The organism is Comamonas sp. Y33R10-2 (genome assembly GCF_019355935.1).
GTDB lineage: Bacteria > Pseudomonadota > Gammaproteobacteria > Burkholderiales > Burkholderiaceae_C > Comamonas.
Genome location: NZ_CP079925.1, coordinates 3,369,122 through 3,391,024, shown reverse-complemented (window position 1 = coordinate 3,391,024; position 21,903 = coordinate 3,369,122). Strand labels below are relative to the sequence as shown.

Here is a 21,903-nt window from a genome sequence, read left to right as displayed (position 1 = left end):
GCCCAGCAAGAGCCGCCTCGCGGCGAGGGCGCCGTCTCCCTCCGGGGGAAGCGGCGCAGCCGCTCAGGGGGAGGTTAGGAGTCTGCTGTAAAGCCAATCTGCTTGACCAGCGGCCCCCAGCGCTCAAACTCAGCCTGCTGCGAGCGAGCCATTTCCTCAGGCGTAGAGCTGGTCGCAATCAGGCCCACCACGCCCACACTCTCCTTGACCGCATCGCTCTTGAGTGCCGCGGTGATGGCGGCATGGGCACGCTGGCGCACATCGGCAGGCGTTTTGGCGTTCGCATAGAAGCCGAACCACTCTTCAGCAATCAGGTCGTTATAGCCCTGCTCTGCAAACGTGGGCACATTGGGCAGGTAGGGGTTGCGCTGCTGACCACTGGTGGCCAGCACGCGCAACTTGCCTGCCTTGTAATAGCTCAAGAAATCTCCACTGGGGCCCATGACCGCCGCAATCTGGCCGCCCGCCAAATCAGCAACCGCAGGGGCCGTTCCGCGATAAGGCACATGGCTGAGCTTGACACCGGAGCGCAGGCTGAGCAGTGCGCCAATCAGGTGCGGCTGGGTGCCAGCGCCGGGGCTGCCAAAGCTGGCCTTATCGGGGTTGTTTTTGCACCATGCCAAAAAGTCTTTGAGCGTCTTGACCTCAGCAGGCACGGCCGGGCCAACTGCCAGACCGTGGTGCATGATGGCACCAATCGAAATCGGCTCGAAGTCCTTTGCCTGATAGGGCAGCTTGCTATAAATATGGGGGTAGATGGAGAAGGCGGAGACCTGCGAGAGCACGATCACCGAACCATCACCCACAGAGCCGCGCAGGCTTTCCAGCGCAATGCGGCCACCAGCGCCAGGCTTGTTTTCCACCACGCCCATATTCTTGGTGTAACTGGTGCCACCAATCTTCTCCGCCACGCGGCGGGCCACCGAGTCACCGGCGCTGCCCGCCGGGAAGCCGTAAAGAATGCGAACTTGCTCCAACGGGGCACTGCCCTGTGCATAAGCACTGCGGCTGGCGATAGAGCTGAACGCAGCCAGCGCAGCGCCTGCGCTCAGACTTTTGACGAAATTGCGACGATCTTGCATGGTTTGTCTCCTATTTAAGAAATGACGGACTCTCCGGTCCTGTGAAATCAATACCTGTCTCAATCTTTAGCACTGTGCTGGCTCAAGCCAGAGACACCCAGCAAGGGCCGACCCGCAGCAATGGTGTCGTCCCCTTGGGGAAGGCGCAAAGCGCCACAGGGGGTGCCTTTTCTAACGCGGCGCCATGCGCAGCGCACCATCAAGGCGAATCACTTCGCCATTCAGGTGATCGTTGCGCACGATATGCAAAGCCAGCTCAGCAAACTCCGAAGGCTTGCCCAGCCGCGATGGGAATGGGATGGATGCCGCCAGCGACTGCTGCACTGCCTCAGGTAACTCCTGCATCAACGGCGTTGCAAACAAACCGGGGGCCACGGTGCAAACGCGAATGCCGTGCTGGGCCAAGTCACGCGCCATTGGAAGCGTCATGCCGACCAGCCCGCCCTTGGATGCGCTGTATGCCTGCTGGCCTACTTGCCCATCAAAAGCCGCAACCGATGCGGTGTAGACAATCACGCCCCGCGCGCCATCCTCCAGCGCAGCCAGCTTGGCGCAGCGCGCCGCAAACAGGCGCGTCATGTTGTAGCTGCCAATGAGGTTGACGCGAATCACGCGCTCAAAATCATCCAGCGACGCAGGCTCTCCGTCACGACTGATCACACGCTTGGCCGTGCCAATGCCCGCTACGTTCATCAAAATTCGTACATCTGCCCCCCAGTGCGCTTTGATCTGATCGAGCGCCGCCGTCACGCTGGCCGTATCGCAGATATCGCACTCCAGGGCCATGCCACCAATCTCAGCCGCCACAACCTTGGCTTTGTCCAGCTGGCGGTCCAGCACTGCCACTTTGGCCCCGGCCGCCGCCAGAGCGCGGGCCGTGGCTTCACCCAACCCCGAGGCTGCGCCAGTGACGATGGCTATCTGATCTTGAACTTGCATTTCACTATCCTTTTTAAAGCTGCTTTTGCCTGCTGCTATTAGGTTTAAGCCTGATTTGGCTTAAAAATTCAGCTTAAACATTCGGCTTCAAGATCAAGGCCAGCGTCTCGTCATACAAACCCGCCACCACATCGGCGCGATGCTGCAGCACGGCGCGCTGGTTGATGGAGCCTTTGTCTGTCACTTCACCCAAGTCCAGCGATGGCGCACGCGTAGCAGCCACGGCACGCGCAATGCGGCTAGCACTGCCGGTGGCGGTTTGCGCCAGCTGGTTGAGCACGTTCTGCAAATGCTGCTGAACGGGCGCGCTGTGCATGATTTGCTCTTGCGTGGTACCAGCGCCCAAGCCGCTGAGCGCTGCGCAGGCCGGTGTGCCAAAGATGATGACACCCACCTCTTTGCGGTCTAGCCCGGTCACCACAACATCCTGAATGTAGGGCGCCCCCGCATGAATGACCTTGGCGCGCAGCGGGCCGACGTTCACAAAGGTACCGGTCGCCAGCTTGAAGTCTTCGGCAATGCGGCCATCAAAACGCAGGCCTTGGTTGTGGTCCTGCGCATCGCGCCACTGCACGGCGTCGCCAGTGCTAAAGAACCCTTCTTCATCAAACGCTTCGGCCGTTGCCTCTGGCGCACGCCAGTAGCCGGGCGTGATGTTGGGGCCGCGGTAGCGCACTTCCAGCTTGCCATCGACTGGCACGAGCTTTAACTCCAAGCCCGGCACAGGCACGCCCAGATCGCCGGATCGCACATCGGCACGGTTCACAAACAGTGCCGACGGCGATGACTCCGTCATGCCCAGCCCCGTGCCCATCACCACGCGGTGACCCAGCTCTTTTTCTTGCGTGCGGTACAGGCTGTCCCACACCGACTGCGCCAGCGATGCGCCGGCGTAATAAAACATGCTCAGGCGCTTGAGTAGGCTGCGGCGCAGCACGGCGTCATCCTCCATCGCAGCGGCAATATATTCAAAACCGGTGGGCACATTGAAGTAGGCCGTGGGCGATATTTCGCGCAGATTGCGCAGCGTCTCGCCAATGCCAGCCGCTGTGGGCTTGCCTTCGTCGATATAAAGCGTGCCGCCGTGGTAGAGCGTCAGCCCAATGTTCTTGTTGCCGCCAAAGGTGTGGTTCCACGGCAGCCAATCGACCAGCACGGGCGGGCCTTTGACCATATCGGGCATGGTCTGCGCAATTTGCTGCTGGTTGGCGCACCACATACCGTGGGTGTTGATGACCGCCTTGGGCAGTTTGGTCGACCCCGATGTGAACAAAAATTTGGTGATTGTTTCTGGCCCTGTGGCCTGCATGGCGGCGTCGGCTGCGGGTGTGGGCTGTGTCGCCAGTAAGTCGGCAAACAAGGTGTGCTGTGCGGCACCCACAGCAGGCTTGCCATAGACCACTTCGCAGCCCTGCGGCAGCACGGCCCGCACAGCCTTTTCATAGCGCGCGGCATCGCTGGCAAAGATCAGACCGGGGGTGAGCGTATCGACCACATGGCGCAGCTTGGCGTAATCAGTGCTGATCAGCGAGTACGCGGTGGAAGCCGAGCAATACGGCACACCCGCATACAGGCAGCCCATGGCCAGCATGGCGTGATCGAGATCGTTTTCGCTGAGGATGATGACAGGGCGCTCTGCCGACAGCTTGCGATCAATCAACGCCTGCGCAATACTGCGCGCAGCGGCCAGAGTCTGTGCGTAGCTGACGTGTTTCCAGTCGCCTGTGCTGCCATCGGCCAGCCGCTCACGCTGGGCGATAAAGGTGTGATCGGGCGTGGTTTTCGCCCAATGCACCAGCCGATCCGTCATGCGTGCTGCATAAGGGGCGAGTTCCTGATCGGCCCGGACATAACTCGTACCGTCACTCCTCTCATCGACTTGGAGGCTGCACACGCCAAACTCCAGCGCGCGGTACTTGGGGTTTTGGTCTTGTTCTTTGCCTTGTTCTGCCTGGCTGATGACGTGCATGGCTGTATTGGTCTCTTGCATGGTCTTTGTCTCCACCTCTTATTTTGATGCGCTAGGTTTTCTAGTCTTTGCTGACCTTGGCGGCTCGTCCAGCCAGAAACTCCTGCAAGCGAAATTTCGCTTCGGGTGCGCTTTGCGCCACGGCGGCCATCAGTGCTTCAGTCATCAGGCCTTGGTCTGACGGCTGCTCGGCAATGCGGGGCAGCGCATGCACCAGCGCGTAATTGGTCATGGGGGCGTTTTCGGCAATTCGCAACGCCAGCTCTACCGCCTTATCAAGAGCCTGACCTTCTGGCACTAAATATTGCGACAGGCCAATGCGCTCGCCCTCTTCAGCCTTGTAGACGCGGCCGGTGAACATCATGTCGGCCATGCGCGCCGCGCCAATCAGGCGTGGAATGCGCACCGAGCCGCCACCGCCCACAAAAATGCCACGCGAGCCTTCGGGCAGTGCATAAAACGTGCTGCTGTCTGCTACACGGATATGGCAGGCACTGGCCAGTTCCAGCCCACCTCCCACCACCGCGCCATGCAAAGCCGCGACCACAGGCACAGCGCCAAACTGCACCTGACGCAAGGCTTCATGCCACATGCGTGAATGCAACACGCCTTGCGAGGCATCGCGCTCGCCCAGCTCGCTCAGGTCCAGCCCCGCGCAAAAGTGCGGGCCATCACCATCCACCACCGCTGCGCGCACGCTGGCGGGCAGGTTCATAAAAATATCGCGCAGCCCCAGCACCAACCCATCCGACAAGGCATTGCGCTTGACAGAACGCATCAGGCGAATGACCGCCACCTGCTGGGCATCACCACGAAATTCAACTGCAATTTCTTTATGATTCATAACCATTCCTTTGCTTCATTATTGTTATTTTGAATAATCAAATGCAAGCAACTGAACGCGGTTTACTCTCAGTGATTTCCCCGATTTGACGCGCGGCAACGACGCTAATAGTCCAGAGATGACATCCAATGGCACTACGTATTTCGCATAATTCGATTCCATGACCCCACCCAGCCAGCCCCGCCCCAACCAGCTTCTGTACCCCCAGCTCGATCCAGCTCCTGCCCGTGAAGCCGCCACCGTCCTGCTGCTGCGCGATAGCAATGATGGAGCCGATGGCTTTGAAGTACTGATGACAAGGCGCGCCGACCAAGGTATTTTTGCCAACGCCTATGTGTTCCCCGGCGGCGGACTGGAAGCTCAGGATGCCGACCCCAGCAACCACGCGCTGGCCCGCGTGCGCTCCAGCATGGTTGAGGTGGGCGGCGATAAGCGCATCACACAGGCGCTAGCCGGCATTCGCGAAACATTCGAAGAGCTGGGCATTTTGCTGGCTTATGACGAAACGGGTCAGCCCGTCGCACCTGCGCAGGTGCAGCAACTCGACCGCCATACATCGCTGTATGAGCAATGCCGCGAACGTGGGTGGACGCTGGCAGTCGATCAGCTTTGGTACCTAGCAAACTGGACAGCTCCTTTTGACCTACCTAAGCGCTTTAACGTACCGTTTTTTGTAGCCCGTACGCCTGATGGGCAAACTCCGGTGGCCGATGAAACCGAGCAGTTCGAGCCCACCTGGATTCGCCCACAAGATGCAGTGCAGCGCTTTGAAGAAAAAAATCTGTTCATCCTCTTCCCCACCCTGAGCACGTTGAAGCGAATCTCTGCACTGCCTGATACGCATGCGCTCATCAACACGCTGCAAAGCGAAAAACCGCTGTGGCAAGCCAGCCCGCGTGGGGGGCATCTACAGGGTAAGGACACTCGTCACACCGAAACCGACATGGCCTATGGCGAGCTGGAAATGGTGCTGCCCGACGGCCACGGTATTCATCACCTGGACTGGCAAAACGAAAAGGCTGTGCCGCTGCGCAAAAACCTAATGCGCCTGACGGCCCCCAACCCCGGCATGATGAGCGGCCCCGGAACCAACACCTATCTGGTGGGGGATGCCAGCAGCGGCTACATCGTCATCGACCCAGGTCCCAACGAGTCGGTGCACCTACAGCGCATTCATGAGGCCACCGGGGGCGATATTCGCTTTATCGTCTGCACCCACTCCCACCCCGACCACTCGCCGGGCGCCGCGCCGCTGCAGGCGCTGGTGGAGCAATCAAGCCAAGGCAAGCCACCCATAATGGGCATGGCTTCAGCCCCCACGGCGCGGGCCCACAGCCGCTTCAAGCCTGATGTTTCGCTACGTGATGGAGAGCACATTACGCTGACTGGGCAAGGGCCAGACGGTGACATTACGCATACGCTGCAAGCCATCTTCACGCCCGGCCATGCGGCCAATCACCTGTGTTTTTTACTGCAAGAAGATGCCCTGCTGTTCAGCGGCGACCACATCCTCAACGGCAGCACCACCGTTATCAGCCCGCCAGACGGCAACATGATCGATTACCTGGCTTCGCTGGATAAGCTTCATGCGCTGTGCCTTGAACGAGACATTCGCTACATCCTGCCCGCCCACGGTTATGTGCTGGGCTTTGCGCGCCATCAGATCACCAAACTCAAAGCGCATCGACTGGCGCGCGAGGCCAAGGTACACGACGCCATGCGCAGCAAGCCCGACGGCAGCATTCAGGACTGGGTGGCCATTGTCTACGCCGACACGCCGCCCGCGCTGTGGCCCGTAGCCCAGCAGTCGCTGCTGGCCCATGTGGAGCGAATTCAGAAGCTCTGCTTGGGCAGGTAAGCCCGCCGCTGCCCTGCTAGACCTGTGGACAACTAGGACATGGCCGTAGCATTAAGCTATCGCCATGTCTGAATCCCTGCCTGAACAACAAAGCATCCGCCTCGCAAAACGCGTGGCAGAGCAAGAAAAATGCTCGCGTCGCGAGGCCGAACTGCATATCGAAGCGGGCAATGTCCAGGTCGATGGCAAAGTCGTGCAAGTGCCCGAGACACGCGTTAGCCCCGAGCAGGTCGTGACCGTGCGCGCCGGCGCCAAGCCTGAAGCGCTGCCGCCCGTGACCATCTTGATGAACAAGCCTTCGGGCATGACACAAGGCAAGGCCTATGGCCGCGTGCGCAGCGCGCATTCGCTCCTGGGCGAAGCTACCAAGGCCCAGCTGGATACGCCCATGCCCCAGCTGGTGCTGGACCATCACTTCAAAAATCTGGAGTCGTTTCTGACGATTCCCCTGCCTGCCAGCGGCCTGATCATCTACACGCAAGACAAGCGCATCATCCGCAAACTGGCCGAAGAAGGTAAATGGCTGGAGCAGGAAATCATCGTCGGCGTAGAAGGCCAGATCATTGAAGATGGCCTCGAGATCCTCTGCGAAGGCCTGCCCATTCCCGGCGGCAACGGCCACCGCCGCATGCCACCTTGCCATGTCAGCTGGCAAAACGAAGGCCATTTGCGCTTTGCGCTCAAAGGCATTGCGCCCGAAGAGATTGAAAAGATGTGCGAAGCCATTGGCCTGACTCTGACCAGCATGCGCCGCCTGCGCGTGGGCCGCGTGTCTCTGGCTAAGGTGCCAGAAGGACAGTGGCGTTATCTGATGCCTTGGGAACGCTTCTAAGACCCGCCAGCGCAAGCATTGATACGTCGTTGCTTCGCCTTGTCGTACTCATGTACTGCCTGCGGCTTCGCGCCTCGTCTCAACCGTAAACCTTTGGTTTACTGGCTCGCGCTAGCGGCTTTGCAAGTCAGATTACTATCAAAAAAAGAGCTGCCAGTGCTTTAAACATAAGCACTGGCAGCTCTTTTTATTTGGAATAAGTGTGAAGTGCGCCGATAAGCCGGATTCTGTGCACAACGGTTTCCCGCCATGTGACCGCCATTAATCTTGGCTGCCAGTCGCCTGACAGCTCGGTGCTACCTACCCGCACACTCCGGGGGCCCCGTCAACGTGTGCCTACTTGGTATTGCTGCGCGTAGAGATTGCCCGTTTCACCCCAGCCGGTATACCTTGCGGCACTCCTGCCAGACTCGTCTCTGTTGCTCTAATCCTCACCTCACGGTGGACAGCCGTTAGCTGCTACGCCGCCCTATGCAGTCCGGACGTTCCTCCAGTACGATCTTTCGACCCAACGACAAGCGTTGGCCTTTCGGCTAGTACCAGCGGCGGTCTGGCGCACTTCACGATCCGTATTATCTCCCGTTCGCAAAGAGCTTGTACTGAACTGACATCAAAACTCTCTGGTCGCTGCGCAATAAAACGCTCAAGCCTGCTTCTAGCTCAGCAAGTTAACGATGCTGTAACTCATCAAAGACAGCAAACTGACCACGGCCGCCAGCATCAACCAAGGTGCCCAGCGCTGCTCGCGATAAGAAAAACCAACCATTAGCAGCACGCAACAAGCTGCCAGCAGCATCAACGTTGCATTGAAAGACATCGTGTTTTTCCTCTATCAAAAAATGCCCCAATAACCATTGAATTCATTCTTACCCAACACCGTCTGCGGCGTGCAGGCAAGCGGCTCGGCCTTGATCTGCAACAAGCATATTCATATACCTATGCGTTAGAACAACTACGCCACAATGCATGAGTCGGGCACAGCTGTGCCCTCCTCAGAGCACTTTTCCACACCGGAGGCTTCATGAAGTTCGACAACGTCCTGCAAACCATTGGCAACACGCCCGTCATTCACATCAACCGCCTGTTTGGCGCCAACGCCAACGTGTGGATCAAGTCCGAGCGCAGCAACCCCGGCGGCTCCATCAAAGACCGCATTGCACTGGCCATGGTGGAAGACGCGGAAAAATCCGGCGCCTTAAAGCGCGGCGGAACCATCATCGAGCCCACCAGCGGCAACACAGGCGTGGGCTTGGCGCTGGTCGCAGCCGTCAAAGGCTACAAGCTGATTTTGGTCATGCCCGAGAGCATGAGCATCGAGCGCCGCCGCCTGATGCTGGCCTATGGCGCATCGTTTGACCTGACGCCCAAGGAAAAAGGCATGAAGGGCGCCATTGCCCGCGCCCAAGAACTGGCCGCGCAAACGCCTGACTCGTGGATTCCCCAGCAATTCGAGAACCCCGCCAACGTGGCTATCCATGAAACCACCACGGCGCAAGAAATTCTGCGCGACTTCCCCGATGGTCTGGATGCATTTATTACCGGCGTGGGCACGGGTGGTCACCTGACCGGCGTGGCGCGCGTGCTCAAAGCCAAGTGGCCCAACCTCAAGGTCTATGCGGTGGAGCCATCTGCATCACCGGTGATCTCTGGCGGCCAGCCTGCACCCCACCCCATTCAGGGCATTGGCGCAGGCTTCATCCCCAAAAATCTGGACACCAGCTTGCTGGACGGCGTGATTCAGGTCGAGGCCGAGCCCGCCCGCGAATACGCCCGCCGCATGGCTGCTGAAGAAGGCCTGCTGGTCGGCATCTCCTCCGGTGCTACGCTGGCGGCCATTGCACAAAAGCTGCCTGAGCTGCCCGCTGGCGCCAAGGTATTGGGCTTTGCCTATGACACGGGCGAGCGTTATCTGTCGGTTGAAGGCTTCCTGCCCCAGTCCTGATTGCCACATCCCCCATCAAAAACGCCGCAAACTCAGCGGCGTTTTTTTGATTGGAAAATGCTTATAGCGCAATCAATAAAAGCGCCTGCAGCTATCAATCAAGGAGTAGCCAACGCCACCGCAGCCAGCATGCGCACCACCTGCGCCATGCGCGTGTAATCCAGCCGCTCCCAGGTGTCTGTGCGCTGGTGGTAGTGCGGGTTACGCATGAACGAGGTGTCCGTCACCATGATGGCCGGATAGCCCAGCCGCCAGTAGTTCAGGTGATCCGAGAAATCCACCCCATGCACAAAGCGCGGGGAATTGAGTGAATGCACTTCTAGTGGATTCTGCCCACCGCCTGCAGCGCGCATGACAGCCTTAGTGCGACGCATCTCACCAAAATTCTTCAGCTCCCCAATCAGACCGATGAAGTTGCCCTTGTCCGGGTAAATCCAGCCCAGCGGAGCCAGTGGATAAGTCTGGCTTCCCGGCTCATCGCTGTAGTAGCCAATCATCTCGATGGACAGCATCAGCCGCACGGGCTGGTTACGCTGCTGCAGAGAAAGCGCATGGCGGTAGCTGCCCATATCGTCGGTACGAAAGTTGGGTGGCTCCTCCAGGGTATAGAACACCAGCTCTACCGGCTGGCTAGGAGCCTTGTTTACCAGCAGGCGCGCCAACTCCAGCAAACCTGCCACGCCGCTGGCGTTATCGTCCGCACCGGGCGTAGGTACGCCCTCATGCGTGAGCGCACTGTCGTAGTGCGCACCCATTACCAGCAGCGGCTTAGCGCCCTCTACTGGGCCAAAGCGCGCTATTAAGTTTTCATAGCTCTGACCACCAACTTCAAAACGCTGGCGCTCTGCCGTCACTCCTGATTGAGCCAGTTCCGCCACGATGTAATCAGCAGCGCGTTGCAGCGTCTGCGGCTGATCAAACCCTCGCCCTAGAAAATCCTCGCTCAGCACGCGCACATGTTTACGTAGCCGGTCTGGTGATGCTTGAAAATCAGGAATGGCTGTGTGCGCAAAACCCGTCACCGGCTGAGAAATCACGCAGCCGCTGATGCCAAGCGTCAGCGCCAACACAATCACAGCTATAGATGCTGTCCAGCGCCATCTGCGGGATGTAAAACCGTGATGAAGCGAAGAGCGTACAGCAGAAATTTTCATGGCTTTGAGAACGACAGAGTTATGAGCCCATGGTCTGGGCGGGCTTGCCAGCATCATCACACCTGTGCCGCCCACTCCCCTACCATGACGAACAAAAGTGCCATTAGCTGGTACCGGGAGTATTGCCATCGTGTTCCGATTTTTTGAAAAACAAGTCCCCCCTTATCCCGCACAAGAGCCCAAGGTTCCGCCCGTGGGCTTCTTCGCCTTTGTCTGGGCCTGTACACAGGGCATGCGCGGCTGGATTGGGCTGCTGACCCTCACATCCGCCCTGCTGGCCGCGTATGAGGCTGTGCTTTTCGCCATCATGAGCCACGTAGTTGACTGGCTCAGCGCTGCTGCACCCGCCGATTTTTTGGAAGCGCAACGCGGCACTCTCATCGGTATTGCCGCCATCTTGATGGGCAGCGTGGCCCTGCTGGCCCTGCACACCACTGTCATGCATCAGGTGCTGGCCATCAACTTCCCCATGCGGCTGCGCTGGGTGTTTCATAAGCTGATGCTAGGCCAGAGCATGTCGTTCTACGCGGACGAATTTGCGGGCCGCATCACCACCAAGATCATGCAGACCGCACTTTCCGTGCGTGAAGTGCTGTTTATGGTGGTCGATGTGTTTGTGGGCGTGGGCGTCTACATGATCGGCATTTTGATTTTGGCCGCCAGCTTTGAGTGGCGGCTAATGGTGCCCTTTGCACTGTGGTTCGTTGCCTATACCAGCGCCTGCTTTTACTTTGTGCCACGTCTGGGCAAGATCGGTAAAAGCCAGGCCGATGCCCGCTCGATGATGACCGGCCGCGTGACCGATGCCTACACCAATATCGCCACCGTCAAGCTGTTTGCTCACACGCGCCGCGAAGCAGAATACGCCCGCAATGCCATGGACGCCTTCAAGGTTACCGGCTATGCGCAGATGCGCCTGGTCAGCCTGTTCGAGATCACTAACCACCTGATGATTGCCCTGCTGCTGCTGGGCAGCGGCGGCACCGCCCTGTATTTGTGGACGCAAGGCCAAGCCAGCGCCGGTGTGGTGGCTGCCGTCATTGCCATGGCGCTGCGCCTGATGGGATATTCGCACTGGGTGATGTGGCAGATGACGGGCTTGTTTGAGAATGTGGGCACGATTCAAGACGGCATCACCACGCTAACCAAACCGCGCACGATTGTGGATGACGCCAACGCCAAGCCACTGCAAGTCGCCCAAGGCGGCATTGCTTTTGAAAACGTGAGCTTTGGCTACAAGGCCGATGGCAAAAAGGTGATGGACCAGCTCAACCTGAACATTCGCCCCGGCGAGCGCATTGGCCTGATTGGCCGCTCGGGCGCCGGTAAATCCACGCTGGTCAATCTGCTGCTGCGCTTTCATGAAGTGCAAGACGGGCGCATCACCATCGACGGCCAAGACATTCGCCACGTTACGCAAGACAGCCTGCGCAGCGCCATCGGCATGGTCACTCAAGACACCTCGCTCTTGCACCGCTCCATGCGCGACAACATTCTCTACGGCCGCCCCGATGCCACCGAAGCGCAGATGCTGGCCGCCGCCGACAAAGCCGAAGCCTCCGACTTCATCGCTACGCTGACCGATCTGAAAGGCCGCAGCGGCTACGACGCGCAAGTGGGGGAGCGCGGCGTCAAGCTCTCTGGCGGCCAGCGCCAGCGCGTGGCCATTGCCCGCGTGATGCTCAAAGACGCACCGATTTTGCTGCTGGACGAAGCCACCAGTGCGCTGGACAGCGAGGTCGAAGCCGCCATTCAGCAAAGCTTAGATGGCTTGATGCAAGGAAAAACTGTCATTGCCATTGCCCACCGTCTGTCCACCATCGCGGCTATGGATCGTCTCATCGTGATGAATGAAGGCCAGATCGCAGAAGAAGGCACGCACCAGCAGCTGCTGGCCAAGGGCGGTATCTACGCCAAGCTGTGGGCGCACCAAAGCGGCGGTTTTCTGGCTGAAGCTGACAACTCGATTCTTTGATCTCAATCAGCAAAAAATTCAAGAAAAACAGACTGCAGTCCTTTATATATAAGCACTATCAGCTTTCTTTTTGATAGCAAAAAAATAGCTTGATGCAAGTGGATGAGAAAGCCCTAGTCCACTCGCACCAAGCGGCTGCAACTCCGGTTTGCAAAAATGCAGACAACCCAGCAACACAGATCACCATGAGCATCGAACTCCCCAAGCACGCACAGCAGCAGGCCATCACATCCATCGAACGCTATTTCCGCGAGAACATGGACGAGCCCATCGGCAATATGCAGTCCGGCGCGCTGCTCAATTTCTTTCTCGCAGAGATTGGCCCAACCATCTACAACAAGGCCATCGCCGATGTTCAGGAGAACATGCAGGCCCGCCTGCAAGAGCTGGACTATGAAGTGGGCAAGGAAGAGTTTGGCTACTGGACTGCCAAACGCCCAGCGCGCCGATAAACCCCTGCTCGCCGTCTCTCCCCTCCCCGCCCGCGCAGCCTGACATCCCCTGTCAGGCTGTTTTTGTTTGGATGAACGCCGATGAGCGCTTCTTGCCCTAGTCAGGCCTCGTAACATCAGCACATGCGCATCCTCCACACCTCCGACTGGCATCTGGGCCAGCATTTCATGGGCTACAGCCGCCAGGCCGAGCATCAGGCCTTGATCGACTGGCTGCTCACCCAAGTCCAGAGCCAAGCGGTGGATGCAGTGCTCATCGCTGGCGATATTTTCGACACCGGCGCGCCGCCCAGCTATGCACGCGAGCTTTACAACCAGTTGATTGTTCGCCTGCACGAGGCGGGCGTGGCCCTACTGCTGCTGGCTGGCAACCACGACTCGGTCAGCGTGCTCGATGAAAGCCGCGATCTGCTCTCGCACCTAGGCACCCAAGTCATCAGCTCCACCGGAGACGATGACCAGCATGTCGTCACGCTGGCACTGCGCGGTGGACAAAAAACACCTGGCTGTATCGTCTGCGCCCTGCCCTTTATTCGCCCGCGCGATGTGCAGCAAAGCCAAGCCGGGCAAAGCGCGCAAGAAAAACAGCAGGCGCTGCAAACCGCCATTGCTGCCACCTACCAGCGCGTGTATGCGGCGGCATTGCAAAAGCAGGCCGATTGGCTGACCAACACGGGCCAGCATCTGCCCATCATCGCCACTGGCCACCTGACCACCGTGGGCGCCAGCAGCAATGAATCGGTGCGCGAAATTTATGTGGGCGCGCTCGAAGCCTTTCCCACCAACGCTTTCCCGCCCGCCAGCTACATCGCGCTGGGCCATATCCACAAGCCACAGGCTGTGGGCGGGCTGGAGCACATCCGCTACAGCGGCTCGCCCATTGCGCTGGGTTTTGATGAAGCCAAACAAACCAAGCAAGTGCTGCTGGTCGACTTGGATGCCAGTGGCCTGCAGTCCGTCACCGCCTTGCCTGTGCCGGTGTTCCAGCCCATGGCCGCACTCAGAGCCAGCTTGAAGCACTTGTCCGCCTTGCTCCAAGAAGCTGCAGCCAAAGCCATTGGCGATGCGCCTGTCTGGGTGGAAGTGACCGTGCAAGAAGACGACTACCTGGCCGACATTGCCAGCCGGGTGCAAGCCATGGCTGAAGGCATGCCACTGAACATTCTGCGCATCAAACGCCAGCGCGGACTGGCTGCTGCGCAACTGGTGAGTGATGCACATGAATCACTGGATGAACTCAGCCCGCTTGAGGTATTTGAGCGCCGCTTAGCGCAAGAAAGTTTGGAGCCGCCCCTGCAATTAGCCTTGACCGAGCGCTACCAGCAAGTGCTGCAAAGCTTGAACTCAAGCACAGGAGACGCAGCATGAAAATTCTGAAACTGCGCCTTAAAAATCTGAACTCACTCAAAGGCGAGTGGAGTATTGACTTCACCGCTGCTCCGTTTGCCGACAACGGCTTGTTCGCCATCACCGGGCCCACGGGTGCGGGTAAATCTACGCTGCTCGATGCGATTTGTCTGGCGCTATACCACCAGACGCCACGGCTGGAGAGCATTAGCGGGCAAAACGACATCATGACCCGCCACACCGGCGAGTGCGAAGCCGAGGTGGAGTTTGAGGTCAAAGGCGTGGCCTACCGCGCCTTCTGGAGCCAGCGCCGCGCCCGCAACAAGTCCGATGCCGCGCTGCAAGCGCCCAAGGTGGAACTCGCTTTGGTTGCCGATGGCAGCATCCTCACCACCCACGTCAAAGACAAAACCAAGCGCATCGCTGACATCACCGGGCTGGACTTTGCCCGCTTTACCAAATCCATGCTGCTGGCCCAAGGCGGCTTTGCGGCCTTTCTGCAAGCCACCGCCAACGAACGCGCCGAGCTGCTGGAAGAACTGACCGGCACCGACATCTACAGCCAAATCTCACAAGCCGTGTTTGAGCGCGCCCGCGACGCTAGGCAAGCACTAGAAAAGCAGCAAGCCCAAGCCCAAGGCATGCAACTGCTCGATGCTGCCACGCGCAGCGATTTGCAAGCGGAGATGGCGCAACTTCATAGCGCGCAGGCTGAACTGCAAACGCAGCACGCCAAGCTGCACACCGTGCAGCAGTGGCAAACGCAAACCACCCGCACCAGCGCAGAGCTAGATCAAGCACGAAGCGCACAATCCGCGGCGCAGCAGGCAGCTATCAACGCAGCACCTGACTTGCAACGCCTGCAAGCCCATGCGCCCGCCTTGGCAATTCGCCCCTTGCACACCCAGTGGCAGCAAGCGCAGCAGCAGTGGGCGGCAGAAGATCAGCAGCTCCAAAGCCTGCAAGCGCGCCTGCTACAAGCGCAGGTAGCGCAGTGGCACGAGCACCAAAAAGCCCAGCAACTAAGCTGCCAAGCGCTACAACAATCAAAGCAGCAACTGCAAGCCACAAGCGCACGGCAGGCTGATTTGACGACATGGAGCCAGACCCACGCCAGCCATGCCCAACTGGGCGAGAACCTGAGTGGCTGGCACGCGCAACTGCAGCAGCGCCAGCAACTGCAGCAGCAAACCACGCACACAGAAAAGCAACTGATCCAGCTGCAACACGCCGCCGAGCAATTGCAGCAGCAAGCACTGGCGCAAGCCCAGCAAAGCGCACAAGCGGCAAAGCAAGTAGCCCAAACGCTGCAGCAGCAACAAGCGGCAGAGCAGTTTCAGCAGCAACTGCTGGCCGGTGCCAGCTTGCCCCAGTTACGCAGCCGCTGGCAAACCGCGCAGCTGCAGTTGCAGCACCAACAACTGCTGCAAACCCATGCCGCGCTGCGCCAGCCACTCGAGCAAAAACAGCAAGCCAATGCGCAAGCATTCATCGCAAGCGTTGCGAGCATTCAAGAGCACACAAACCAACGCCAAGTCTTGCGCGAGCAGTACAAAGCGCTGGCAGAAACAGTCGCTGACAAGCAAACCATGCTGGCGCAAGAGCAGCGCATTCAAAGCCTGCAAGCCCACCGCGCCGCCCTTCAAGCGGACGAGGCTTGTCCGCTTTGTGGCTCGCTCGATCACCCTGCTATCACCGCCTACGCCGCACTCAATGTCTCAGCCACCGAAGCCGCTTTGCTGCAAGCCCAGCAAGCGCGTGATGCCCTGCAGCAGCAAGGCGAGCAACTCAATACCAAGATAGCCACAGCCCAAGGCCAACAACAACACCTGCAAGAGCAACGCGAGGCCATTGCCGCACAGATCGAACAATGGCAAGCACGCTGGAATGACTTGCGCCAAGCCAGCCCTGAGGTGATGGATAAAGCGGCATGGCTGCAGCCCGAATTACTGAAGACTGCCTGCGACCAAGCCCAGCAAAAGCTCAGCGACTTGGAGCAACTGCAAGCCGCCACTGATGCTGGCGAGCAGGCTGTGCAAACCTCCAAGAACGCTTCCCAAAGCGCCCTGCAAAATCAACAGCAAGCAGACCATGCACAGGCCAGCACTCAGCAAGCGCTGCACAGCAATGCCGATCAGCAGCAGCAAACCCAGCACGCGCGGCAGGCCTTGCAGCAACAAGCCGCAGCACTGCAAACCCACTTGCAAGCAGCTATTGAGTCTGCAGGCTATGACTTGCCTGCAACGCCGGACACGGCGAACTGGCTCACCGCTCGCCAGCACGAGGCGCAGCAATGGCGCAGCCAGCAAGCCCTGCTGCAAGAGCTAACGCACCAGATCGAAGTACAACAGCGCGAATGCGAGCAAGCAGCTCAAGTTGCAGAGCACTGGCTGCAGCGCAATAACGCTTTATCTGCTTTGCCTGTCGATGCTCCCACTTATTTGGCAACTCCAGCTGCGACACTGGCCGACTGCATTGCGCAATTGCACAGCAGCGCGCAAACGCTGGCATCGCTGCAAGGGCAAATAACCCACGCCAAAGCCACGCTGGAGCAGCTGCAGCAATTGGAAAAGATTGCCCACACCACATGGATTCAAGCACTAGAAAGCAGCCCGTTTGCCGATGCAGCGCAGTACGCCGCCGCCCTGCTGCCAGACGCCGAACACATTCGCCTTCAAGCCCTCAGCGAACAATTACAAGTTGCCGCGCAGCGCGCCAGTGCTTTACTGGCCGATGCATCTGAGCGCCTCGCGGCTCTACAGGCGCAAGCCCTGAGCGATGAGCCACCCGAAGCCATTACCGAGCAAATCTCCCAGCTAGAAGCCCAACGCGCCCAACAAGCCGAGCAACTGGGCGCTCACCGTGCCCGGCTGGCCGACGACGACCAGCGCCGCGCCGGCCAGCAAGCGCTGCTGGAGCAGATTGCAGAACAAGAAAAAGACAGCGACCTGTGGCAACGGCTGGATGGTCTGATTGGCTCCGCCAAGGGCGACAAGTTCCGCAAATTTGCGCAAGGGCTGACGCTCGATCATCTGCTGCATCTGGCCAACCAGCATCTGCTGCGACTGCATGGCCGTTACCTGCTGCGCCGCAAAACCACGGGCGAGTTGGAGCTGGACATTGTGGACAGCTGGCAAGGCGATGTGGCGCGAGACACGCGCACGCTGTCGGGCGGCGAGGCGTTTCTTGTTAGTCTGGCTCTGGCGCTGGCGCTGTCAGATCTGGTCAGCAGCAAGACCTCGATCGACTCGCTGTTCCTCGACGAAGGCTTTGGCACGCTCGATGGCGACACGCTAGAGGTGGCGCTTTCTGCGCTGGATGCCCTGAACGCCAGCGGCAAGATGATTGGCGTGATCAGCCATGTGGAAGCGCTCAAAGAGCGCATTCCGGCGCAGATCAGGGTGGAGAAAAGCGCCGGAGTTGGGTATTCTCAGCTCTTTCTTCTTCAATGAATCGTCTTTTTATTTTAAAACAATTCTTTCTTTTCCATTACCTCGAAAAAATTCTTCATTTGCGTTTCTAAATCTTCCAAAGGCTGGTTCCCTAAACGCCAAATCTTTTAACTGGAAAGGGAGTCTACTGGCATATTCATCAAATTTTATTTGATCACAAAATGCTGAATCATCCACAAAATAAAATAGATTTCCTGAGAAAAAACCTTCATCATTTAATATTTTATTTAATTCAACGCCAACTTCAGAACTCTCATTTTCACTGCAAAAATCCTTATGTTCAATTTTTTTTATTTGACCAAAAAAATTAGCGTAATAAAATGTCAACCCTCTTGATAAATTATATTTTTCACCATCATAAAAAAAATAACTTGGAGACAAAAATCCAGCACTAACATCAACTTCTATTTTCTTATCAAAAAAATGATTAGATTTGATAGTCTCAACTACAGCTTCCCCATATTTAATTGAATCAATACTTTCCAACAGAGAAAAATAAAATTTATTATCAGAGCTCACCTTAAAATTCAAATCAACCTCAACACCATTATCTGCATAACCAAAAATACCCCCAGCTTCCTTCGTACTCACAATATAACAAAATCCATTTTTGTAATTTCTTCTTTCACTCAATTTACCAAAAAATTTACACTCATCTATTAAAATTACATTCTCATCGAGAGATTCATAATTTTCCAGAACCTCATTTATAACAAGCCCTCTTTCATTAATAAATAAATTATTTATTTCTCCAGTTTTACCAACACCGACTGAAATCGGAGGAGTCAACTCCCTGCCTGAAAATCTTGCGACCCCCCCAGCATATAAGAACCCATTAAAAGCATTATCACCCTGAAAAGAAAAATGAAAATCCTTCATATTAGAGACTGCAGAATTAAAATAATTAATGTTTTTATATTCAGAAAGCAAGCTACTCGAATTATTTACATTTCTGCCCCACCCCAAACCTGGAACATCAAAACCTAAAAAACCCAAAACAGTAGCCCCTGCGTCGAAGGTGGTCATTTTTTCGGAAAACACTTCTGGATTAATACCAGTTCCCAACACCATGAACGTATTCCTTCTATCATCACCCTCGAGAAGTTTTTTAGCATCATTTGGCATGGCAAGGTGATCAGATGCAACAACAATGATTGCATCTGGATCTTTTGCTCTAAAAAATTCTATTAATTCAGAAACCATGGCATCTGTGCAATGCACAGCATTCAAAACTTTAATACCGCCATCTTTATAAAATTTATCTTTGCATGAAGGAGAAACGATCCCTTCAGGATGATGGGTATCTACATTAAGCATAAAAAGTGAATAAGGTGATTTACTCTTGATCAAATGAAAGTCTTCTTTAATGATTTTAAATAAATCATCATCATAAATACCCCATGAGCTTTTTTCTTTTGACCGATCTGTCAACTCCGCCAATCCATAAACATCATCAAACCCATGATTTTTATAGAAATCACCTTTTCCTGCAAAATCCAGATCTGCCCCCCCAAAAAAATGATTCTGGAATCCGCTACGTTTTAAAACATCACCCATACATTCTGCATTAGGTAGAAATTCATTCAATTTACCCAAACTATTACCAGATCGTCCACTAACTTGCAATGGGATTCCGCATTGAGAAGCGACCATTCCTGCAATAGTCCACCCAGTTCCCCAAGGCATGTAAACATCTTCCGCAGAAAATGCATTTTTCTTTAAATTTTTTAGCTTAGGTAGAAGATCTGGAAAAACATCCTCATTAAAATATTTATTATCAAAACTTTCCAAATATATATAAATCAAATTTTTGTAATTTTCGTTTTTCGAAAATTTATCATCTTTCAAATCATAGAACTCATCTACATTTAATTGAATTTTCTTCATATCAAATGAATAAAAATGATTAACTGTTTTCAATAGTCCTGCATTTAACGGCAAAAAAAACAAAGAACAAAATAAAAAAATTAACTGATTGCGAAATTTTGATAGGTTTTTGTACGCAACAATAAAAATACCCCCTACAGCAACAATAAAAATAATAGAAATTATTATTTCTTTATAAAATCCCGTTACATCAGCGCCTTTAGCTTGAGAAAATAAAAAATAAAAAAAGACTCATCTACTCCTGCTCCGTTAATTCTTTTTACTATATATTCTAAAAATATAAAGAATAAATTCACCAATGCAAAAAACAATCCAGTTAACCTCATCACACCCTCTCTTATAATTATTTGATTATAATCTGTGTTTGCTTGATAGGTACAAGCCATGATCCGCATCGCAGAACTCAAACTCCCTTTGTCGGCGGTGGAATATCACCCCGATAACCACACCGAATTTCAACCCATTGAAAAGCTCACGGCCTTAGCTGCTGAGCGCTTGGGTTTGCCCGCCAAGGCCATTGCCGCATTGCAAGTGCATAAGCGCAGCTTTGATGCACGCAAGACTGAGCTTCTGGCCGTCTACATCGTCGACATCACGCTGGCCGATGAAAGCCAGGAAGCCGCGCTGCTGGCGCGCTTTGCGGACCACTCCCACGTCAACCCCACGCCAGACATGCGGTGGACGCCCATTGGTCAAGCGCCTGCTGATATGGCAGATCGCCCCGTGGTCGTGGGCTTTGGCCCCTGCGGCATGTTTGCAGCGCTGGTGCTGGCTCAGATGGGTTTCAAGCCCATCGTGCTCGAGCGCGGAAAGACGGTGCGCCAGCGCACCAAGGACACATGGCGTCTGTGGCGCAAGCGCGAGCTGACGCCCGAATCCAATGTGCAGTACGGCGAAGGCGGTGCCGGTACGTTCTCTGACGGCAAGCTCTACAGCCAGATCAAGGATCCGCGCCATCTGGGTCGCAAGGTACTGACCGAGTTTGTGACCTATGGTGCGCCGCCCGAGATTCTCTACGCCGCCCACCCCCACATCGGCACCTTCAAGCTGGTCAAGCTGGTGGAAGGTATTCGCCATGAAATCGTGCGACTGGGCGGTGAAATCCGCTTTGAGCAGCGCGTGACCGATGTGCAGATTGAGGAAGTCGATGGCCAGCGTCAGTTAACCGGCCTGCAAGTACTCAATCAAGTCACCGGGGAAAGCTACTACCTGCCCACGCACCACGCGGTGATGGCGCTAGGCCATAGCGCACGCGACACCTTCACAAACTTCTTCGAGCGCGGCGTGGCCATGGAGGCCAAGCCGTTTTCTATCGGCTTCCGTATCGAGCACCCACAAAGCGTGATTGACCGCGCACGCTGGGGCAAAGATGCAGGTCACCCGCTGCTGGGCGCTGCAGATTACAAGCTGGTGCACCACGCCAAGAACGGTCGTGCGGTCTATAGCTTTTGCATGTGCCCCGGCGGCACCGTGGTGGCGGCGACCAGCGAGCCCGGACGCGTGGTCACCAACGGCATGAGCCAGTACTCGCGTGCCGAACGCAATGCCAATGCAGGTATGGTCTGCGCCATCAGCCCCGAAGACTACCCGCAAGACGCAGCAAGCTTTGCTTGGGCGTTTGACGGCAAAACCTTGGGCGCAGAAAAGCTGAAAAAAGGTGAGTTCCACCCTCTTTCTGGCGTGGTGCTGCAGCGCCAATTAGAGTCCAAAGCCTATGAGCTGGGCGGCCAAGACTACAGCGCCCCCGGCCAGTTGGTGGGCGACTTTGTGGCGGGCACGCCATCGTCAGAGTTGGGCGCAGTGGAGCCCTCGTACAAGCCCGGCATTTATCTGGGCGACCTACACCAAGCCCTACCCGCCTACGCGATTGAAGCCATGCGCGAAGCCCTTCCCGCCTTTGGCAAGAAGATTCACGGCTACGACATGAATGACGCCGTGCTGACCGGTGTGGAAACCCGCACCTCATCGCCCGTCAAAATTGGCCGTGGCGCGGATTTTCAAAGCGACAACACACGCGGTCTGTACCCTGCCGGTGAAGGCGCCAGCTACGCGGGCGGCATTTTGTCGGCGGGTGTGGATGGCATCAAGGTGGGTGAGGCCGTGGCCTGCGCCATTTTGGGTCTACCGGTGCCATCTTCTGGCTCGCGTGGCTCCGGTGGGGCCTTGTAAA

At 56.4% G+C, this 21,903-nt stretch carries 15 protein-coding genes and 1 other RNA gene; 8 read left to right on the top strand and 8 right to left on the bottom strand.

The genetic code is table 11. The annotated features are described in order from the left end of the window. Positions 1 to 74: 74 nt before the first annotated feature. The 4 genes from KUF54_RS15280 to KUF54_RS15265 all read right to left on the bottom strand — a co-directional run bounded on the left by KUF54_RS15280 (position 75) and on the right by KUF54_RS15265 (position 4,834). A complete protein-coding gene (locus KUF54_RS15280) occupies positions 75 to 1,082 on the bottom strand; it encodes a Bug family tripartite tricarboxylate transporter substrate binding protein (RefSeq protein WP_219343614.1) in 1,008 nt (335 codons plus the stop codon). A 171-nt stretch (positions 1,083 to 1,253) separates the two neighbouring features. Continuing rightward, positions 1,254 to 2,021 carry an SDR family NAD(P)-dependent oxidoreductase gene (locus tag KUF54_RS15275; RefSeq protein WP_219343613.1) on the bottom strand — a complete coding sequence of 256 codons (768 nt, stop codon included), beginning with the start codon at positions 2,019 to 2,021 and terminating at the stop codon, positions 1,254 to 1,256. A 73-nt stretch (positions 2,022 to 2,094) separates the two neighbouring features. Further along, positions 2,095 to 4,011 (bottom strand): feruloyl-CoA synthase, encoded by a 1,917-nt coding sequence (locus KUF54_RS15270; protein ID WP_219343612.1) that lies wholly within the window; start codon positions 4,009 to 4,011, stop codon positions 2,095 to 2,097. A gap of 40 nt (positions 4,012 to 4,051) precedes the next feature. After that, a complete protein-coding gene (locus KUF54_RS15265) occupies positions 4,052 to 4,834 on the bottom strand; it encodes a crotonase/enoyl-CoA hydratase family protein (RefSeq protein WP_219343611.1) in 783 nt (260 codons plus the stop codon). A 160-nt stretch (positions 4,835 to 4,994) separates the two neighbouring features. Between KUF54_RS15265 and KUF54_RS15260 the strand changes: the two genes are divergently transcribed. Continuing rightward, the gene (locus tag KUF54_RS15260) at positions 4,995 to 6,692 is read left to right on the top strand and encodes an MBL fold metallo-hydrolase (RefSeq protein ID WP_219343610.1); all 1,698 of its coding nucleotides are present in this window, start codon (positions 4,995 to 4,997) and stop codon (positions 6,690 to 6,692) included. A gap of 64 nt (positions 6,693 to 6,756) precedes the next feature. Then, a complete protein-coding gene (locus tag KUF54_RS15255) occupies positions 6,757 to 7,524 on the top strand; it encodes a pseudouridine synthase (RefSeq protein ID WP_219343609.1) in 768 nt (255 codons plus the stop codon). Between the two features lie 200 nt (positions 7,525 to 7,724). Here the strand turns inward: KUF54_RS15255 and rnpB are convergent. Further along, positions 7,725 to 8,086: RNase P RNA component class A (gene rnpB, locus KUF54_RS15250), an RNA gene on the bottom strand. 93 nt (positions 8,087 to 8,179) lie between these two features. Then, positions 8,180 to 8,341 carry a hypothetical protein gene (locus KUF54_RS15245; RefSeq protein ID WP_219343608.1) on the bottom strand — a complete coding sequence of 54 codons (162 nt, stop codon included), beginning with the start codon at positions 8,339 to 8,341 and terminating at the stop codon, positions 8,180 to 8,182. A gap of 204 nt (positions 8,342 to 8,545) precedes the next feature. Between KUF54_RS15245 and cysK the strand changes: the two genes are divergently transcribed. Then, a complete protein-coding gene (gene cysK, locus KUF54_RS15240) occupies positions 8,546 to 9,466 on the top strand; it encodes a cysteine synthase A (protein WP_219343607.1) in 921 nt (306 codons plus the stop codon). 98 nt (positions 9,467 to 9,564) lie between these two features. Here cysK and KUF54_RS15235 read toward each other — a convergent pair whose 3' ends face one another. Then, positions 9,565 to 10,620, bottom strand: coding sequence for a M28 family peptidase (locus KUF54_RS15235; protein WP_219343606.1), 1,056 nt, complete (start codon positions 10,618 to 10,620; stop codon positions 9,565 to 9,567). Positions 10,621 to 10,750: 130 nt separating this feature from the next. On the opposite strand from KUF54_RS15235, the gene KUF54_RS15230 reads away from it, so the two are divergent. The 4 genes from KUF54_RS15230 (at position 10,751) to KUF54_RS15215 (ending at position 17,846) form a co-directional block, all read left to right on the top strand. Further along, positions 10,751 to 12,595 carry an ABC transporter ATP-binding protein gene (locus KUF54_RS15230; RefSeq protein ID WP_219346430.1) on the top strand — a complete coding sequence of 615 codons (1,845 nt, stop codon included), beginning with the start codon at positions 10,751 to 10,753 and terminating at the stop codon, positions 12,593 to 12,595. 185 nt (positions 12,596 to 12,780) lie between these two features. Further along, positions 12,781 to 13,047, top strand: a complete 267-nt coding sequence (locus KUF54_RS15225; protein ID WP_219343605.1) for a DUF2164 domain-containing protein — start codon at positions 12,781 to 12,783, stop codon at positions 13,045 to 13,047. Between the two features lie 123 nt (positions 13,048 to 13,170). Further along, complete coding sequence (gene sbcD / locus KUF54_RS15220; RefSeq protein ID WP_219343604.1) at positions 13,171 to 14,415, top strand: exonuclease subunit SbcD; 1,245 nt, start codon at positions 13,171 to 13,173, stop codon at positions 14,413 to 14,415. After that, on the top strand, positions 14,412 to 17,846 hold the full coding sequence (locus tag KUF54_RS15215) for an SbcC/MukB-like Walker B domain-containing protein (RefSeq protein WP_219343603.1): 3,435 nt from the start codon (positions 14,412 to 14,414) through the stop codon (positions 17,844 to 17,846). Before sbcD ends, KUF54_RS15215 begins: the two co-directional genes overlap by 4 nt. A 9-nt stretch (positions 17,847 to 17,855) precedes the next feature. Here the strand turns inward: KUF54_RS15215 and KUF54_RS15210 are convergent, their stop codons facing one another. Next, on the bottom strand, positions 17,856 to 19,733 hold the full coding sequence (locus KUF54_RS15210) for a sulfatase-like hydrolase/transferase (RefSeq protein WP_219343602.1): 1,878 nt from the start codon (positions 19,731 to 19,733) through the stop codon (positions 17,856 to 17,858). Positions 19,734 to 20,117: 384 nt separating this feature from the next. Here KUF54_RS15210 and KUF54_RS15205 point away from each other — a divergent pair, with 384 nt between their 5' ends. Beyond that, the gene (locus tag KUF54_RS15205; protein WP_219343601.1) at positions 20,118 to 21,902 is read left to right on the top strand and encodes an NAD(P)/FAD-dependent oxidoreductase; all 1,785 of its coding nucleotides are present in this window, start codon (positions 20,118 to 20,120) and stop codon (positions 21,900 to 21,902) included. The last annotated feature ends 1 nt before the right edge of the window (position 21,903 follow it).

Excerpts from the sequence above, each read along its gene's own strand:
- KUF54_RS15280 (WP_219343614.1), bottom strand. The coding sequence starts at position 1,082 with ATGCAAGATCGTCGCAATTTCGTCAAAAGTCTGAGCGCAGGCGCTGCG.
- KUF54_RS15275 (WP_219343613.1), bottom strand. The coding sequence starts at position 2,021 with ATGCAAGTTCAAGATCAGATAGCCATCGTCACTGGCGCAGCCTCGGGG.
- KUF54_RS15270 (WP_219343612.1), bottom strand. The coding sequence starts at position 4,011 with ATGCAAGAGACCAATACAGCCATGCACGTCATCAGCCAGGCAGAACAA.
- KUF54_RS15265 (WP_219343611.1), bottom strand. The coding sequence starts at position 4,834 with ATGAATCATAAAGAAATTGCAGTTGAATTTCGTGGTGATGCCCAGCAG.
- KUF54_RS15260 (WP_219343610.1), top strand. The coding sequence starts at position 4,995 with ATGACCCCACCCAGCCAGCCCCGCCCCAACCAGCTTCTGTACCCCCAG.
- KUF54_RS15255 (WP_219343609.1), top strand. The coding sequence starts at position 6,757 with ATGTCTGAATCCCTGCCTGAACAACAAAGCATCCGCCTCGCAAAACGC.
- KUF54_RS15245 (WP_219343608.1), bottom strand. The coding sequence starts at position 8,341 with ATGTCTTTCAATGCAACGTTGATGCTGCTGGCAGCTTGTTGCGTGCTG.
- cysK (WP_219343607.1), top strand. The coding sequence starts at position 8,546 with ATGAAGTTCGACAACGTCCTGCAAACCATTGGCAACACGCCCGTCATT.
- KUF54_RS15235 (WP_219343606.1), bottom strand. The coding sequence starts at position 10,620 with ATGAAAATTTCTGCTGTACGCTCTTCGCTTCATCACGGTTTTACATCC.
- KUF54_RS15225 (WP_219343605.1), top strand. The coding sequence starts at position 12,781 with ATGAGCATCGAACTCCCCAAGCACGCACAGCAGCAGGCCATCACATCC.
- sbcD (WP_219343604.1), top strand. The coding sequence starts at position 13,171 with ATGCGCATCCTCCACACCTCCGACTGGCATCTGGGCCAGCATTTCATG.
- KUF54_RS15215 (WP_219343603.1), top strand. The coding sequence starts at position 14,412 with ATGAAAATTCTGAAACTGCGCCTTAAAAATCTGAACTCACTCAAAGGC.
- KUF54_RS15210 (WP_219343602.1), bottom strand. The coding sequence starts at position 19,733 with ATGAAGAAAATTCAATTAAATGTAGATGAGTTCTATGATTTGAAAGAT.
- KUF54_RS15205 (WP_219343601.1), top strand. The coding sequence starts at position 20,118 with ATGATCCGCATCGCAGAACTCAAACTCCCTTTGTCGGCGGTGGAATAT.